Annotated in this window: 11 protein-coding genes and 3 pseudogenes; 7 read left to right on the top strand and 7 right to left on the bottom strand. The window is 68.6% G+C overall.

The window, feature by feature from the left end; genetic code table 11:
* Positions 1-185, top strand: a pseudogene (locus tag ACFYY7_RS43355) (MarR family transcriptional regulator); the annotation flags it as partial.
* A gap of 477 nt (positions 186-662) precedes the next feature.
* Here the strand turns inward: ACFYY7_RS43355 and ACFYY7_RS43350 are convergent.
* Positions 663-1,328, bottom strand: a complete 666-nt coding sequence (locus ACFYY7_RS43350; protein ID WP_388671333.1) for a tetratricopeptide repeat protein — start codon at positions 1,326-1,328, stop codon at positions 663-665.
* Position 1,329: 1 nt separating this feature from the next.
* Between ACFYY7_RS43350 and ACFYY7_RS43345 the strand changes: the two genes are divergently transcribed.
* The 3 genes from ACFYY7_RS43345 to ACFYY7_RS43335 all read left to right on the top strand — a co-directional run bounded on the left by ACFYY7_RS43345 (position 1,330) and on the right by ACFYY7_RS43335 (position 5,027).
* Complete coding sequence (locus ACFYY7_RS43345) at positions 1,330-3,120, top strand: FG-GAP-like repeat-containing protein (protein ID WP_388671330.1); 1,791 nt, start codon at positions 1,330-1,332, stop codon at positions 3,118-3,120.
* 397 nt (positions 3,121-3,517) lie between these two features.
* Positions 3,518-3,835: a hypothetical protein gene (locus ACFYY7_RS43340; RefSeq protein WP_388671327.1), complete on the top strand. Its 318-nt coding sequence runs from the start codon at positions 3,518-3,520 to the stop codon at positions 3,833-3,835.
* Between the two features lie 163 nt (positions 3,836-3,998).
* A complete protein-coding gene (locus ACFYY7_RS43335) occupies positions 3,999-5,027 on the top strand; it encodes a hypothetical protein (RefSeq protein WP_388671324.1) in 1,029 nt (342 codons plus the stop codon).
* A 146-nt stretch (positions 5,028-5,173) separates the two neighbouring features.
* Here the strand turns inward: ACFYY7_RS43335 and ACFYY7_RS43330 are convergent, their stop codons facing one another.
* Both ACFYY7_RS43330 and ACFYY7_RS43325 read right to left on the bottom strand, forming a co-directional pair.
* On the bottom strand, positions 5,174-6,448 hold the full coding sequence (locus ACFYY7_RS43330; RefSeq protein ID WP_388671321.1) for an APC family permease: 1,275 nt from the start codon (positions 6,446-6,448) through the stop codon (positions 5,174-5,176).
* A gap of 415 nt (positions 6,449-6,863) precedes the next feature.
* Positions 6,864-7,499 (bottom strand): hypothetical protein, encoded by a 636-nt coding sequence (locus tag ACFYY7_RS43325; protein ID WP_388671318.1) that lies wholly within the window; start codon positions 7,497-7,499, stop codon positions 6,864-6,866.
* Positions 7,500-8,791: 1,292 nt separating this feature from the next.
* On the opposite strand from ACFYY7_RS43325, the gene ACFYY7_RS43320 reads away from it, so the two are divergent.
* Both ACFYY7_RS43320 and ACFYY7_RS43315 read left to right on the top strand, forming a co-directional pair.
* Positions 8,792-9,100: a hypothetical protein gene (locus ACFYY7_RS43320; RefSeq protein WP_388671315.1), complete on the top strand. Its 309-nt coding sequence runs from the start codon at positions 8,792-8,794 to the stop codon at positions 9,098-9,100.
* A gap of 157 nt (positions 9,101-9,257) precedes the next feature.
* Complete coding sequence (locus ACFYY7_RS43315) at positions 9,258-9,779, top strand: hypothetical protein (protein WP_388671312.1); 522 nt, start codon at positions 9,258-9,260, stop codon at positions 9,777-9,779.
* An 862-nt stretch (positions 9,780-10,641) separates the two neighbouring features.
* Here ACFYY7_RS43315 and ACFYY7_RS43310 read toward each other — a convergent pair.
* Positions 10,642-12,663, bottom strand: a complete 2,022-nt coding sequence (locus ACFYY7_RS43310; RefSeq protein WP_388671309.1) for a hypothetical protein — start codon at positions 12,661-12,663, stop codon at positions 10,642-10,644.
* A 781-nt stretch (positions 12,664-13,444) separates the two neighbouring features.
* Between ACFYY7_RS43310 and ACFYY7_RS43305 the strand changes: the two genes are divergently transcribed.
* A complete protein-coding gene (locus tag ACFYY7_RS43305) occupies positions 13,445-14,056 on the top strand; it encodes an SMI1/KNR4 family protein (RefSeq protein ID WP_388671306.1) in 612 nt (203 codons plus the stop codon).
* Positions 14,057-14,068: 12 nt separating this feature from the next.
* On the opposite strand, the pseudogene ACFYY7_RS43300 reads toward ACFYY7_RS43305, so the two are convergent.
* From ACFYY7_RS43300 to ACFYY7_RS43290, 3 genes and pseudogenes are all read right to left on the bottom strand, one after another.
* Positions 14,069-14,912, bottom strand: a pseudogene (locus ACFYY7_RS43300) (IS5 family transposase).
* 170 nt (positions 14,913-15,082) lie between these two features.
* Positions 15,083-15,325 (bottom strand): annotated as a pseudogene (locus ACFYY7_RS43295) (hypothetical protein); the annotation flags it as partial.
* Between the two features lie 274 nt (positions 15,326-15,599).
* A complete protein-coding gene (locus ACFYY7_RS43290) occupies positions 15,600-16,070 on the bottom strand; it encodes a GNAT family N-acetyltransferase (RefSeq protein WP_388671303.1) in 471 nt (156 codons plus the stop codon).
* Between the last annotated feature and the right edge of the window lie 250 nt (positions 16,071-16,320).

The raw sequence follows: 16,320 nt of genomic DNA, 5'->3' as shown, positions 1-16,320 counted from the left end.
CCCACCGCCGCGCCAAGCTGCTGCGCCCCACCGACGAGGGGCGCGCCGCGGTCCGGCGCATCGATCCCGGCCACGCCGCGCTCGCCGACCGGCTCGCCGCCGAGCTGGGCAAGGAGCAATTCGCTGAGACCGTAAGGGTGTTGGAGCAGCTGTCCGCCGCCATGGATGCCGTCGCCGAGGCGTAGGCACACCTTTGCCCCGCCTCCGTGCCCCGAAGACCCGCCCCTCCCAAGGCGGGTCTTGCGCGGGTGGCAAATCCGTTAGTGATCACTGGATAGGTGACGTGCTGGCCTGGCCCGCCAGCGGCTGGGGCCGGCACTGATGAAAGCCCTGTTCAACCTGGTGAGTGGTGCTGAGGCCATGACCGCTGCTGCCGGACGATGGCGGGGCCTGAGAGCAACTGCGTCTGGCCGCACTGGTGGCCTGCGGGACCAGGTGCCGGGACGGGCCAGGGCGAGGAGTTCCACGAGCAGCGGCAGCCCCAATGAAAGCTGAAGCACCGCCTCCACCACACCCAGCTCGGTCACGCCCCGGGCAGTCAGCAAGTCCCGTGTCTCCGCCTCGGTAAAGACTTCCAACGGCACATCCGCCACCTGCGCACGCAACGGCGCCCACCCACGCCCCGACAGGGCGGGCGTCACCGCGCAGTGCAAGGACGGGACCTACAGCACCTCGAAGACGTTCCGCGGTACCTGCAGCCCCACGGCGGTGTCCGCTACTGGTACAAGTAGGCACCCGGCCAAACAGGGCGGCACTATCGGAACAGCTGAAAGGCCGGACGGTGGCACTCGACCGCCTGGCCACCCGCCGGTGGTGGGGGCCAACGGTCCCTCTTTACAACGGGGACTCCCCAAGACCATCCCCCGCCGACCGCCACCGGGACAGAACATCACGAGCAGAAGAGTATCGGGGTGTTCGTTGCCGAGTAGTCGCTCGTACTCGGCGAGGGCTTGTTTGAGCAGGTTGATGGCGTCGTCGGTGCGCCCTGCCTGCTGGTAGGAGGCGGCGAGGTTGCCGCGGGTGGTCAGGGTGTGGGGGTGTTCGTCGCCGAGCAGCCGCTCGCACTTGGCGACCATGTGTTCCCAGTAGGTCGAAGCGGCGTTGTGAAGGTGAGCATTCAGGAGGCTTGTCCCTACGCCGTAGAGGACGGAGTGGGCGTCGGGCGTCCATAGGGACTCTCTGGCATGGGTGGTGAGGGATCCCCGACACTGCCACAGGCTTTCGGGCGTTGCAGAGGGGGCTTTTGGCCACTCCCGCGTTGTACGTGAGGAAAGGGATCCGGGAAGGGATGATGGTGACGTTCCATCGTGTGGAGAGAGGATCGGCATTGTGGGGGACAGCCGACTGGGGCTGGTCATGGTTCACGGGATCATGTCCGGGCCGAAGGTGTGGGAGCCGTTGCGCGAGCTGATCGCCGCGGACCGGGGGCTCGGGTTCGTCGAACCGCTGACGTTCGAGTACGCGACTGGGCTGCTGCCGGTCAGTCCGCTGCGGGTCTTCCCGTCGATCGACACGGTCGCCGACAGTCTCAAGGAGTACCTGGCCACGGAAGCTGGCGCATTCGACCAGCTGATCCTGGTGACCCACAGCCAGGGTGGGCTGGTCGCTCAGCGCTATCTGGCCCGCATGCTCCATGATGGCAGAGGCGGCGAACTCGCCCGGATCCAGCGGCTGGTCATGCTCGCATGCCCGAGCAACGGTTCCGAACTGCTGCTCTCGTTACGACGGCGTGCACTGGGCGTGCGCCATCCGCAGGAGAAGGATCTCCGCCCGCTGAACGACCAGGTAAGCGCGACCCTGCGCACAGTCGTACGTGATGTCGTGCATGCCACTGCGGTCACCGACCGGACCTGTCCCATCCGGGTGTCGGTCTACGCGGGCGAGAGCGATGGCGTGGTGTCCCGCGCCTCGGCACAGTCCGTCTTCCCGGACAGTTCCGCTCTGCCGGGCGACCATTCCAGCATCCTCAAGGCCGATTCGCCCCGGCATCGGACATTCACCGCCCTCCGCCGTCTCATCCTCGCCACACGCAGCGAGCCGTACGTGCCCGAGCCCGAATCGGCGGCAGAGCCCTTCATGCCTAACACGGCCACGGCCACGGAAAAACCCTCCAGGAGACGGCGGCGAGTGATCGTGATCGCCTCGGTCGCCGCCCTGACGGCCGTTGCCTCGATCCTGTATTTCGCCCCGATGCCGTGGAGAGCGAGCGACAAATCAACTGCTGCTGACCTCAAACCACCTGTCGCAGGCACCGGTTCGAGCACTTCGAGCCCGACGCAGAATGACAGCGGCGTCATCCCGCCTGAGGAGTTTCCCGCAACGAACAAGTTCTGGTTGGTCGACATCAACGACGACAAGAAGGCCGAATATGTCACGGTCAGCAAGAACCAGGACTGGAAGTTTTGGTGGAACGGCGGCGTCAAGGCGAAGCGCTTGCGTTCCGGGAAGGAGGGGAACAACTCGTACGTCCCTGCGCCCGGCGCGGACGGCGCCGCGTTGCGCTTTGGCGACATCGACGGTGACGGCCGGCCTGACTGCATGGTGGTCGATCAGACCGGCGGGGTGACCTTCCACACCTGGATCAAAGAGAAACCGGAAGGCGCCCGCATGTGTATGGACAGGTACAACGGCAACGCCAACGTTCCCTTGAACGATACCGCTAACCGCGTGGTGGGCCTTAAGGAGATCCAGTTCGCTGACATCGATGGAGACGGACGTGTCGATTACCTGTGGATTGAACCGAACAGCAAGGTAACAGTCTGGTTCAACCGGGGCCACGTGGACGAGAGTGGCCATTGGCGTCTGAAATGGTCCCCTCCCACGAGTTTCAACAAGTACGTCTTCAACCGTGAAATGAGGGTTGCCGACCTAGACGGAAACGGGCATGCCGACCTGATCCTCATCACCCCTCAGGGCAGCGCGCGGGCCTGGCTCAACCTAAGCGGTGCGGAATCGGGCTTCAAGATCGACGAGATCTGCCAGATCACGCCGGACAGCGGCGCCCCTCCTGAGGAGATTCAGTTCGCCGACGTCGATGGAGACGGAAAGGCCGAATTCCTGCACGTCGATAAGACAGGTGCGGTCCACGTCCAAGACCCCGACCTGAGTGGGAACTGCTAGATCAGGTCCTCTCCGCCCCAGCCGTGGACCCGGAGGTCCTTCTACCCAGGCAGCGATGGTGCGGCCGTCGGGTCTGACCCCGGGTAGGCCTTCCGTGCTGCCTGGGGCCCGCCTCAGCGAGGTCCTGGGCGAGCAGGTCTGGCGCGAGTCCGGCATCGGCGGCCCCGACGACGTCGAACAGATCCGGGCCCGGATCACCCCCCCTCGAACAGCAGGTCGTCGACCTGGAGCTCACGCTGCAGGACCGCGACGACGACCTCGCCGCCGCCCGCGCGGCCAACCCATGGCCCAGCTCAACCGCGGACGCGACACACCCCAGCCTCCGGAGTGAAAGGCCAGGCCAGCGGCACCTTGAAGAAAAGGACGCCATGGCGGACTCTGAAGATGAGGAGTCCTGATGCCGAACAAGCGCCCTCGTGGACCTCAGCCGGATTGGCGGCCCAAGCGGGAGACCGTACGGGTGCTGGTCGCCGTTGAATCGGTTCTCGACCGCTACCGCGATCACCTCCCGGTATCCCTCCGTCAGCTTTTCTACGTGCTCTTCAGCGACGGTGCGCTTGCCAAGACCGAGCGGGACTACAAGCGGATGTGCGAGTACGTCGGCATGGCCCGCCGTGCGGGCCGGATCGACTGGGAGGCGATCCGGGACGACACCCAGGTTGCGGTCCCGGCCCCTCAGCCGTCCACCGGTCCGCCGGACTTCTGGACTGTCTGAAGGCGGCTGCGGACGGCTACCGGGTCGACCGGCAGGCGGGGCAGCCGGTCCGGCTGGAGCTGTGGTGCGAGGCGGCCGTTCTGTATCCAGTGACTGTTGTTGCTCGGTGTCGTTCTCGTTCTCGTGGGGGAGAACGATGCTCGCTGCTGGCAGGTACACCGGTATGACTCCGGCTGGTCCTTCGACGGACTCGTCCTGGCTTCATCTGACCGTGGCCGAGCTGGCGGCCGGCGCGGTGCTGCTGGGCGTGATGACCGGCGAGAACCCGGATGTCATCGTCAAGACCCCGGCGGCCCACCACCGCGCGGATGGCTACAGCGGGGCGGCAGGCATGGCGATCGTCGATCTGCGCAAGCTCCGCCGGGGCCGACGCGCCTACATGAACCTCGCACTGACGGACGTCCCGGACTGGATCAGCGTCCCGGAGTCGCCCGAGGTGACCTCCACCCGGGACGAACTGCACACGCCCTTCGGCCTCTACCTGCTGTTGCATGAGCTGACCGCCCGCTCTCGGGCCATGGCGGGAGGCAACCGGCTCCTGGTCGGCTATGCCGCGTCCGGCGGCCAGGCCACCGGCCGGGGCATTCGCCCGCTGTCGGGCAACGCGCTGCCGGTCGCCCGGTTGGGACACGCCCACGGCCTGACGCGGGACGAGCCCGACGAGAAGGGGAACCCGGTCCCGCTGCCGCTTCGGTTGGACCTTCTGCGGCTGACGTTCATCGAGCTGCACCAGAAACCGGTCGCGCACACCGAGAAGACCGCGGCCACCTACATGCTCTGCAACCGCGGCAACATCACCGAGTACCAGAAGGTCGTCGCGGAGACGCTGACCTCGGAGGTTGCCAAGGCACGGGCCCGCGGGGCGGTCGCGGTCATGTCGTCGGAGGACGTGGAGCGGGCCCGCACCGAGCCCGAGGCCGTCGCCGTCCAGCAGGGCCTGGACCCGGCGACCTTGCGCACTGGGCTGCAGCTCATCGGCGAAGAGGAGGAGACGCCCCCGGGTCGGGCGGCGTCCTTCATGGCCGTGATGGCCGCAGCGGATGCATTCGGCGCCCACCTCCGCTTCCAGCGCGGTGATACGGAAGGCGTGCGGCAAGCCCTTGGCCGGGCGGAGGCATCCGTCATCGGAGTCCTGCAGGGCATCCACGGCCTGCGCATCGCCATCGGCGACGCGCAGGAGGAGCCGGAGTGAGAGGGCGTAGGGAGGAGTCGCCCCCTGCTCAGGCGCCCGAGCAGAGGCCGTCACATCCCCCGCCCGGCGCCCGGAGCGTACGGCCCATGGTTCAAGACCTGGGCGGCAGGACGGCGGCGTCGGTACGGGGGACCGCCATGACAGCGTCAGCCGCGAGAGCTAGTGGTCCTGGCCTTCCGCAGGCCGTAGATGGCAGCCCCGAGGATGAGGACTGCGGTGCCGGAGATGACAGTGCTCAGCGGCAGGGCGAAGGCCAAGAGCGTGCAGCCGGCCAGGCCGATGACGGGGACGAGGCGGTTCGGTCGGCCCTCTTCCTCGGTGAGAGTCCAGGCGGAGGCGTTGGCGACGGCGTAGTAGGCCAGGACGCCGAAGGAGGAGAAGCCGATCGCCCCGCGTACGTCGGTGGTCGCGGCGAGCAGGGCGACGACGGCTCCGACGGCCAGTTCGGCGCGGTGCGGAACACCGAAGCGGGGGTGGACGGCGGACAGGGCGTGTGGCAGGTGCCGGTCGCGGGCCATGGCCAGGGTGGTGCGGGAGACCCCGAGGATCAGCGCGAGCAGTGAGCCGAGCGCGGCGACGGCGCCGCCCACCCGGACAACGGACACCAGCCAGTCGGCGCCCGCGGCCCGTGCGGCGTCCGACAGCGGGGCGGTGGCGTCCGCAAGCCCGGCCGGGCCGAGCACGGTCAGGACGGCGATCGCGACGACGGCGTAGACGGCGAGGGTGATGCCGAGCGCGATCGGGATGGCGCGTGGGATGGTGCGGGCGGGATCGCGGACTTCCTCCCCGAGGGTGGCGATGCGGGCGTACCCGGCGAAGGCGAAGAACAGCAGACCGGCTGCCTGAAGCGCCCCGCCGACGGTGGCGTCCGTACCGATGTCCAGCCGGGAGGCGTCCGCGCCAGCAGAGGTCAGGGCGGTGACGGCCACGGAGGCGAGCACGGCCAGGACGACCGCGACGATGACGCGGGTCAGGAGCGCGGACTTCTGCACCCCGGCGTAGTTCACCGCGGTCAGCGCCACTACCGCGGCCACGGCCACCGCGTGGGCCTGGCCAGGCCACAGGTAGGCGCCGACGGTCAAGGCCATGGCCGCGCAGGAGGCGGTCTTGCCGACGACGAACGCCCACCCGGCCAGGTAGCCCCAGAAGTCGCCCAGGCGTTCGCGGCCGTAGACGTAGGTGCCGCCGGACTGTGGGTAGAGGGCGGCCAGCCGGGCCGAGGACGTCGCGTTGCAGTAGGCCACGACCGCGGCCAGTGCCAGGCCCAGCAACAGACCGGAGCCCGCAGCCCTTGCCGCCGGGCCGAGGGCGGCGAAAATCCCGGCCCCGATCATGGAGCCCAGACCGATCACCACCGCGTCGGACACACCCAGCCGGCGCTTCACCGAGCCCGCGCCCGTCGGGGCTCCCACCGTGTTCATCACTTACTCCTTCGCGCACCGGTCTTCGAACTCGGCGCACCGTAGCTGAGGAAGGTGTCGGGCTGGGGCTGGGGCTGTCGCAGGGGCGTCAGTGGTCGGCGACACGGGAAGTGTCAATGGCCTCGGCTCCGTGCGGAGACCAGCAACCAGACGTTCCGGGACTGCAAGATCAAGATCAAGTACTTAGCGACAACGGCTTGACCGATGGTCAGTACGCCAGTCCAAGGCCGTCAAGGGCCAGAGAGTGCTCCCGCCCGCCTGGTGGGCCTTGAAACGCGGGGCGCAACCCGGCTACGCGTTGCATCTTGACTTGCGAAGACACTCAGGAGTTGGGCTACGAGGGGGTGCGTTGCACTCAGTGTTTCAGTGCCCCGTGTCCGGTGGGGACAGGGTGACCCCGGTCCCGGTGGGTGCCTCAGCACATGGTGAGCTGCTCGTGCTCGGGCAGGTCGAGGTGGACGATCCGGTTCTGGGGGAGGGTGTCGGCGAGTTCGCGCGCTTCCTGGGCGCTGCGGGCCAGGACGAGTTCCTCCGCGAGCTTGGGGCAGGCGGCGGCCAGGCCGGGGCAGGGCCGCACGATTCCGTACAGTGTCCGCCGTTTGTCGGTCACGTGGGCCGGGACGCCGTGGGCGTACTGCGGCCACATCATCGGTTTCTCCGGGATCTCCACCCGCAGGTTCGACGTCCGCCAGGCGTACTCGGCGACGGCGGCGAACAGCTCGGTCTGCTGCTGCGGCGACAGCCGGCCCCACCACGCCCGCGCGGTCTCCAGGTCCTGGCGCTCCCGCTCCTCTAGCTCGGCCTGCGCACGGGCGAGACGTGCCTCACGTTCCACCCGCTCCTGTTCCCGGCGCGCTTCCTCCTCCGCCCACCGCCGCCGCGTCTGTTCCATGAAAACGCGGTGCTCCTCCTCCCGTTGCAGCCGCTGACGTTCGTCCTCCTCGGCCTTCCGTACCCGCTCCTGCTCCTCCAGTTCCTTCCGGCGCCGTTCCGCGGCCTCCTCCTGCTCCTGCTGGCGGGCCTCCCGCTCGGCTTCCTGCCGCTGCCGCATCGCCTCGTGCCTGTCCTGATCTGCGACCGACCGCTTCGAGGTCCACCACTGATCCCGTTTGAACCGACGCCGCTCACCATCAACAACCCGGTACACCCGCCGGTACCGGCGCAGCACCTGGCAGGAACCAGCTGCCCCTCCAACGCCCAGCGCACGAACCGCTCCAGCGTCTCCTCACGGAACTTCCACCGCCCGCTCCGGTAGACAAACCCGGCGAGCCCGTCGTCCACCACCCACGGCTGCCCCCGGTCCCTCGGCGCCCGGACACGAAAGGCCGGCACCGCACTGATCCACTGCGGCGGCCGCGCGCCCGGGTGCACCCAACACACCCGGATCCCCTCGTCGGCGTACCGAACGGTGCGATCAGCAATGTCGGCCACCGTGATCTGCGACAGCTGCGCCTCCCAGGCCATGCGCCGGCTCCCGTCCGCAGACGAGGCCATGACGTCCGCCCGCCACGACCCGTCCTCGGCCGGCACCTCCAGCGCCGCGAACCACCCGGCCGCCCGGATCGCGCCCGCCATCTCCAACTTGAACATGTGGTGCTCCCACGACTGTTCAGCAGCTCACACGACTCCGGCCGTTCCGGGGCGTGACAGAAGTACCGGACCCCGTACCGGGAGACCTTCGGGTGCAGGCCCCAGGAACAGTCCGGGCAGGTGAGCGGGACGCGGGGACGAGCCTTGTGGATCCGGCCCCATTCCAGGCCGTGTCCGAGGCCGGGGAGGGTTGAGTCGAGGCGGCCCAGTTCAGGGTGCAGCGCGGTGAAAGGCATGAATCGCGTCTCCGGGCGATCCGGCATGCTCGCGGCGTATCTGACAGGACAGCAGATATCAGGCACCACTGACAGAGGGTCTCCAGCGTCTGGTCCTCACCGCCGCCCCGTACGTCGACTGCTGCGTTGTCGCCCGCCAGTCTGTCCGGGAGGAAGAGCGGCGCGCCGCAGCCTCACCGCCTTCCTGGATGGTTGGGACGCGGCGGGCAGGGTAGCGACGTCAGCGCGGTATCTGGAGGCTTACGCGGGTGCTGCCTGTGGTGCCGACGCGAGCGCGGCATGCATCACCGCCCAGCCCCAAAGAAGCAAGGTGTATGCCCTGCTTCAACAAGCCCTGACGGAGTCGAACAAGGCAGGCATCACGACCGAGCCCAAAGAGCGGCCGCAACTGCAAACGCTGCCAGCGGCGCGGCCCGGCCCTCTGAGACACCTGTGGCGAGCCGTCCTCTGCCCGCGAGGTGGTGCACCCTCTGCCGAATTCCTGCTTCGCAGCCAGGCATAGGAGAGGATGTCGCATGTGATCAACGAAGATCTCTCATTGCGCCTGGCCGGAGCACGAGGCCGCATCATCATCAAGCTCAGCGGCGCCGCGGCTCGGTGGGGCGGTGTAGTGCCGGACGGTCCAGGCGTCGCCGAGCTGGCCGACCTCTTGGAAGAGGCTGCAGGAACCTTTCACGACGAGACCGCCTCCCGCGCCAAGGCCGAATTGATGTCCGGCGTTGCTCACTTGAGGGCCGCCGACCAGCTCGGCGGGCTCCTCCCTGCCGTGACGCTGTGGCACCTGTACCAAACTCTCCAGCGGGCGGACGCCGCCCGCGGGGCCTGAATCCCGCGGACGGCCTGCCTGACGAGGGCCTGTCGCTACGGCGCCCATGAGTGCGTGCTCCTGATCCGGCCCGTTGATCCGAACTACGGCCTGGTCCCCGAAGCACCGGGCGGTGTTGGTGCGGGCGTTCGCAGTCGCGTGCGGTGATGCTGAAAGCGTGAGCATCAGCAGCGAGTACCCGGTGAGCGCAGACCAGATCGATCGAGCCCTGGTGGCTTTGGGAGCCGAGCCGCTCTTCGATCCGGAGATGCGGCCCGAAGGTCCGCAGGATGAGGACCGCCGGCGGCTGCTCGGTGCCCTGCTGGCCAAAGTGGAGTTGGAGATCACCGCCGCGACCCGGCTGGGCAGTGACGAGGACGAAGGCGAAGTGCTGCTGGGATGGATCGAGGAGGCGGGTCCGGACTCTGGCATGACGAACAATGTGCTGGTCAACCGGCTGCATCGCACTGGGGTGCAGCTCTTGGGGCTCGACGAGGACGAGACTTTCCCAGGGCAATCGGCCGCGTCCATGGCCATCGTGGTCTCGGCGGACACGTTCGGTGCTCACCTTCGCCCCCACGGCGATGTGGAAGGCGTCCGGAGTGCCCTCGGCCGGGCCGAGGTGTCCGTGATCGAGGTCCAGCAAAGCATGCACAACCTCCGCGTCGCCATCGGCGACGCGGAGGAAGAGGAGGAATAAGGGCGAGCGGTCAGCCGTCGGCCGGCGCCGGGAACTGGAAGCCCCCGCTGCAGTCGTACCACTGCACCTACAGCCGCGCCTGGATCAACGTGAAGGCCCACTACCACCTCACCGCCAACCCCACCGCCCTGGCACAGATGCTCGACACCTGCGCCTGACCTGACCGCGCGAGAGCCTCGCCGGATCCCCCTGAGTTCTAGCGGTTGTCGCAACACCTCGGTTCAAGGGGTGCGATGGACTTCGAGACCCGCAAGAACAGGACACCGGGGGCGGCAAGCTGAAGAGAGGGCGGGGACACCGGATAGCGTCCGGTCCCGCCGTTGCGGCGCCGGAAGGTCAATCGGCCGGGGCGACCGTCCACCCGAGACGCTCGCCCCGGCCGAGGACCGTCCGGCGCGCGTCCGGGCGATATGCGAGGGGATGCCGACGGCCGCGTCAAGGACAGCTGATTTCGTCAGACTCTGGCGGAAGACTCCGACTGCCGCGAACGGGTACCCGGCCCCGAAGTCCTCGTACACGGCGAGGCGGCCAGCCCACACCCGGGCCGGCCGCATCCAGGCGGCGCCGTAACGGGAGATGTCAACGGCCAGGATTACTGGTGCCCCGTCCAGGGACTGCCCCTGCTCTGCCTTTTCTGCCCCGCGGCCGGCCTGGAAGACCGCGTACTCCGCCGACGCCATCGGCCCCTCCAGCTCTCTGCCGGTCACCTGCCACATCAGCGGCCCCCGCCGGGGCGGACCCGGACCGTCACCGGGACGACGTGGCGCACTTGCGCTGGGTGGTCTTGATCCAGTTGGTCATGCAGCGCCCTCGTCACGGGTACGCCGCGGGCGGCGGCAGGGTGGCGCCGCCCGTACCCGGGTCAGAGACCCGAACTGAGGGCCGGCGTACCGCTCGAAGTGACGTGCGCCGTGCCGTCGGCGTCCAGCCATGCGATTCCGCTGCCGAACTTGTCCACGTCGTAGTTCTTCCAGCCGGTCGCGGCGGACAGGTCTGCCAGCGTCCGGGGCGCGGCGACGGTGCCGGTGCGGAAGTCGGTGAGCTGCAGCTTGCCCGCGGCTGTGTCGTGGTTGACGAGGAAGCCGTCTCCGAGCTTTCCGCGTTTGGGCAGACTGATGCTGGCACCGGACTTCAGGTCGTACACGCCGAACGGGGTCGACTGGTCGCCGGTCGTGTCCTGGCCCAGGCAGTCCCAGTACATCCAGCGCCCGGCGACCTGGATGTCGCGGATCACGCACGAGGCGCCGACCGTGTACGGGGTGATCGCGCCGGAGACCAAATCGCGCGCCTCGACGCGGCCGCCGGTGCCGTCCGTGGTCCACAGCGTGGATCCCCTGAGCGCGGCCGCCGGGGTCTTCAGCTGCTGGACCACCGCCCCGCCACCGGGTGCTTCGAAATCGACGACCACCCGCTCGTCGCCACCTCCGTAGACCGCGTACCGCCCGGCGGCGTCGCGCAGGCCGCGGCCCGAGGTCGGCGGCATGGTGCGGTCGAGGGGCACGACCTCGGTGCGCGTACCGCCCGCCGTTGCGCGGACCAGGACGTCCCGCTGAGAGGCTTCGTCGTACCGTACATGGACGACCGAACCGTCCCCCGCGCCCAGCGGCTGGCCGTAACTGCCACCGAGAGGGGCGGTGGTGACCTCGGAGCGTGCCCCCGCCGACGGCGTACCGGTGAGGGTCACCTCGCGGGTCTGATAGGAGGGCCGCGGCCCGCTGTCTTCCTCCTTGGTGACCAACTGGCCACCGGAGAGGGCGATGCCGCGCAGAACGGCGGGCGCGGCGGGTACCTCGGTGAGCGTGCGCAGCGTCGGGCGGCCGTCCGGCCCGGTCTCGACCCGGCGCACCGCCCAGTCGCCGGCGTGCGCGCCGCCTACCGTCACCGCTCCGCCGCCGGGGACCTGAGGCAGGTCGGGCTGCGCCGCGTCCAGCAGGGTGAGGGGTGAACCGCCGCTGAGCGGGGTGGCCTTGAGGGGGCCTCCCCGACGCGCGGGAGGGTTCTGCTCGGTGGGGGCCTGCGGCCGGTAGGTTGTGAGGAGCCACTCGCCGGCCAGTCCGACGACGGGGGTGCCCTCGTCGGAGGGCGGCACGGTGACGGAGGTCTGTGCCCCGGACGGGTCGTCGCGGCGGATCACCCGGGCCTGGCTCATGCCTTTCTGGTACCAGGCGATGTGGGTGGGGGAGACGGCGGCCTGGACGGACCAGGGCTCGTCGACGGCGACGTTGGTGGAGACGGGCGTCAGGGTGCCGGTCGTCAGGTCGACGAGGCCGATGGTGTGCGCGCGGGTGAACCTCACGACGGCCAGCTGCCCGTCCCCGGCGGCGACCGGGTACCGGTCGAAACGCAGTCCCGGCGGTGGTTCGACCGGGGTTTCGGTGGTCGCGCCATCCTGGAGCCGGAGGATGTGCAGCTTGTCCACCTGCCACACCTCGTTGTACGAGAACGTCAGCACGGTTCGCCCGAAGGAAGCGATGGTGTACTGACCGTCAGGCACTGTGAGCGGCGTCGACTCGCCCGTCGCCGGGTCCCGCAGCTGCACGACTCCGCTCGCACCGACGGGCACGGGCAGGATGTCCGTCCCCGCCCCGTAGTAGCCCTGCTGACCCGGCAGTTGGCCGGTGAAGTTCTCGACGGTCCGCTCGGTCCCGTCGTATCCGCGCCACTGGTACGGGGCGGTGGAGCCGTCGTCCGTCTCCCGCCGGTGGAGATAGCCGGTATCTCCGGCGGCGTACAGCACGTCCTGGACAGGCGTGTATCTGTCCGGTGTGGTCAGCACGACCTCTGGCGCCGTGGATCCTTTGGCGTGGGCTGTGGGAGAGACGGCGGCGACGGGCACGGCAGCGAGTGCGAGGACGAGAGCGAGACGACGTGCGGAATCGGGCACATGTTTGAATTTTATGTTCATGTACATCTCAGCGCCGGACGGGTCGAAAACATCACACCGGCCGCAGCGGGGCCCTCGACGTGGACCGGATCGCCGACGACTGGGCGGTGGTGTCGCCTCTAGGCCGGGTGGGGCGAGGGCCGGCCCTCGAGCCCGCGAGCGGCCCGGCGCCCGAGTCGCGTCAGCGCCCGGCGGACCCGCCCCGGCCGACACGTCCGAGGCCTTCGTCGTCGACTGCCGCACGGCTTCCGGCTTCTCCTCCCGCTCCCCGTCCTTCCGCACACCGCTACCGGCTTCCGCCCGGCCCTTGCCTTCGCCGGCCTCGCGGCCGAGCAGCGCAGCGCAGTAGTCCGCCACCTCCGGCGGCTGCCTCCAGGCGCTTCGAGGCGGTCGAGTCCGCGGCCTTGGGGACGAGCGTGCCGGACCAGAACAAACGACGACCCGCTGCTACTACCAGGCGCCGACTGCCCACGAGCGGCAGCACGGTGCCGGCCCGGTCTCCGGCCGCCCCCGGGCGAGCGCGCTGCATGAGCAGCACCGGTGTGCCGACTGAGAGGCCACGCGGATTGGTGCGGATGGAGGCTGTCTGCGGGCTGGGTCAGGACTTGCCCACTCGGGCTGCTCGGGTTCTTCGAACGTTACACTGCGTAATTGGATACGTGATCGTCTTATGTAGTTCTACGGATCCTGCCGATCGCTGTCATCCGCCGTAATCAGGCACCTGGCTAGAACTGTTGGGCCACGCCCACGCAGCCGTACGATCACCCGATCAAGGATAGCGATGTCGATACACGAGAGCCTGGCAATCCTTCGCCTCGCCGCCGAAGCCGGAACGGTCATCATCACGGCGTCGGAGCCCGCCTCCGCCGAAGCCGTCCGCGGCCGTGAGACAGGACTGAAGCCCCATTTCGGAACCGTCGACTGGACGGCTCCGCCGAGCTACCGGGCTTTCCTCGCCGAGCACAACGCCTTTGCCTGTGCACGCGAGCACATCGAGTTCGTCGTCGTCGGTGACGATGCCATCGCCGAGCTGAACTCCGAACTTGTACATATGCCCGAGCATGTGGGGCGTGGCAGCAAGGCCCCGTGGCTGTCCACCAACCACCTGGTCGGCTTCGCCCTGGCCGACGCAGCCAGCGAGGCGGTCTGGTGCTTCGATGTCACCCGCCCGGACGCAGGCGGCGAATACCCGGTCTACTACCACCACCAAGACGATCAGAAAGGGCGCGCACGCTACGTTGAGGGCGGGGACTGGGAGGACCTGGCCAACTCCACCCCGGACTTCCCCACGTTCGCCGACTGGCTGGACGCGATGGCCAACGCGTTCACCGCGCCCGAGCCACCGAGCTGGTTCGAGGACCTGGGCGCTCCGGGCTTCTACCCGAGCCTGTAAGAGGTCGTGCGGTCACGGTCGGCGATTCGGGCGTCCGCCCCAGCGGTGAGTCGTCCATGCCTGCCGGATCAGACTGCGCACGGTGATGATCGTGTCGGCGAGGTCGAAGAATGCGTTTGACGACGGTGGCGCGCCGCTCGTAGCAGCAGGCGAGGCGGTAGGAGGCGTTCTGCCAGGCGTGGGTGCGTTCGACATGCCAGCGCTGACTGGCCTGGATGGGCGCCTTCTCTCCCTTGTGTGCGATGCGTCCGTGCAGGCCGCGTTCGCTGAGCAGCGCGCGGGTCTTGTCCGAGTCGTAGCCTGCGTCCAGGTGCACGGTGATGTCGTCGGGCAACGGCCCCAGGTCGTCCAGACGGTCCAGGGTCGGGGCGAGCAGCGGGGAGTCGTGGCGGTTGGCACCGGCCAGGACACGACCAAGTGGAATGCCGTACCCGTCCGTCATGCCCGAACGTTTGAGGCCCTGTTCGCCGCGGTCGACCGGTGAGCGACCGGCGACCTAGCCGCCTCCGGGAGCCTTGGTGATGGAACCGTCGACGGCGATCTGGTCGAGGACGAGGCCGACGATGCGGTCGTAGGAGTCCAGCGCGATCTCCTTGAGCTGGGCGAACACGCCGAGTCGTATCCACTCGTCGCGGCGGCTGCGGATCGTGATGGCCGAGCAGGTCGTGTCGGCGATCGCTTGGTAGGAACAGCCGAAGCGCAATAGTTGCAGCATCTTGTCGAAGACGATGCGGTCACTGATGCGCCGACGGCGGCAGCCGAGGGGATGGTCCGGGTGGTACTCCGGCCGCGCGGGCAGCAGGGCCACGAATTGGTCCCAGAGCGGTTCGGTCAGCCATGACGGCAGCGCGGGCACGGGTCCCCCAGCGATCACAGAGCGTTGCAACTCCATGATCACCGGGACCTGTACCCGTTCCGCTGCCGGGGGTGCCAACCACGCCTATCCGCGCGATCTCTGAGTCGTGCGAATGCTGCGTTGCATGCCAGACCCACCGTGCAGCAGGACCAGAAGGACGAGCAGCGCCAGGTGCGCAGCGCGGTGACCCAGTACAGGAGCCGTACGCGCTCGACTTCGTCGGCGTACTGGCGCAGCTGGGGGCCGGCGGTGTCGCCGGGGATCGGCTCGCCGACATCGGGGTCGACGGAGATGACGACCAGGGTGCGGTCCAGGGCGCGGATCTCCGCCTCGCCGGTCAGGTTCTCCAGCTGCTTGGCGGCGGAGTCGGAGAACGCGATCCTGGCGCGGCGTGCGCCGTGCTGCGGGGCTATCAGGCGACGGCCAGGCGCTGGGCGGCGAGGCGGGTGAGGTGGGCCTCGCGCAGCTCCTCCTGGGAGCTCTCACCCCCTGACCAGGTAATCCTCACCCAGTGACCAGCTAATCCTCACCGCTTGTCCAACACCAGCACCCGGCCATCAACGCTCAACACCCCATGAAAGAAACCGAATCAGCCCAGCCCACAGCATCCAAGGCCGGACACGAACCGAGAACCACCCCGGACAGGGAAGCGAAGACTCCCACAAAATCGCGGCTTCCCGTATGAGTTCACCGAGCGGGGAAGGTGAGCCGCAGAACGATCTCGCCGTCGTCGATCTCCCCGGTGGGCTCGAACCCGAATTTCTGGTAGAAGGGCCACGGTTCGCCGTCGCCGGGCTCGTAGCTGGTCAGCAACTCGGTGGCGCCGTCCGCGCGAACCAGGGCGGCGATCTGCGTGAGTGTCTCTCGGCCGATCCCTCGCCTCTGGTACCGCTTGCCGACGAGGAGGCGCCAGAGGAAGTGCCGCCCTTTGAAAGGACCAGCCGGCGGTTTCCACGACAGCATCACGAAGCCGACTGGCTCGTCGCCACGGTAGACGGCGCGGTACCAGGGATTGGCCTCCGGCGTCTTTGCCGCCTCCTTGAGCGACTTGGACACGGAGGCGACGAACTGCTTCTGGTCACGTCGGACGCGGAGGGCACGAACGGCATCCCGGTTGTCGTCGGTGATCTCCCGTAGGTGCACACCTGGGGACCTCATGCCACACCCCTTCCTACATCCGGCAGCTGCGCCATACGGGCCGACGTGAAGAGCTGCCACTGAGCGGCATTCCCTTGTGCGTACGCGTTATCAAGGACGCCAGGTTGGACGTCTTCGCAGCGTATTCGACACAGGCGATCCGGAGCGGACTGGCACGCGGATGGGTGTGTGAACGCGAAGGCCGTGAGGCGGAGCCGACGGCCGGGATCATCGACGCGCGGTCGGTGAAGGCCGCGGCCTCGGTGCCGTC

Source organism: Streptomyces sp. NPDC001933 (assembly GCF_042890955.1).
In the GTDB taxonomy this organism is placed as follows: Bacteria; Actinomycetota; Actinomycetes; order Streptomycetales; family Streptomycetaceae; genus Streptomyces.
Note: the sequence above shows the minus strand (reverse complement) of the source record. Positions and strands in the feature narration are given on the sequence as shown.

Coding starts and splice junctions, on each gene's coding strand:
- ACFYY7_RS43330 (WP_388671321.1), bottom strand. CDS start 6,448: ATGAACACGGTGGGAGCCCCGACGGGCGCGGGCTCGGTGAAGCGCCGG.
- ACFYY7_RS43290 (WP_388671303.1), bottom strand. CDS start 16,070: ATGAGGTCCCCAGGTGTGCACCTACGGGAGATCACCGACGACAACCGG.
- ACFYY7_RS43340 (WP_388671327.1), top strand. CDS start 3,518: ATGCCGAACAAGCGCCCTCGTGGACCTCAGCCGGATTGGCGGCCCAAG.
- ACFYY7_RS43305 (WP_388671306.1), top strand. CDS start 13,445: ATGTCGATACACGAGAGCCTGGCAATCCTTCGCCTCGCCGCCGAAGCC.
- ACFYY7_RS43325 (WP_388671318.1), bottom strand. CDS start 7,499: ATGCGGCAGCGGCAGGAAGCCGAGCGGGAGGCCCGCCAGCAGGAGCAG.
- ACFYY7_RS43350 (WP_388671333.1), bottom strand. CDS start 1,328: ATGCCGATCCTCTCTCCACACGATGGAACGTCACCATCATCCCTTCCC.
- ACFYY7_RS43335 (WP_388671324.1), top strand. CDS start 3,999: ATGACTCCGGCTGGTCCTTCGACGGACTCGTCCTGGCTTCATCTGACC.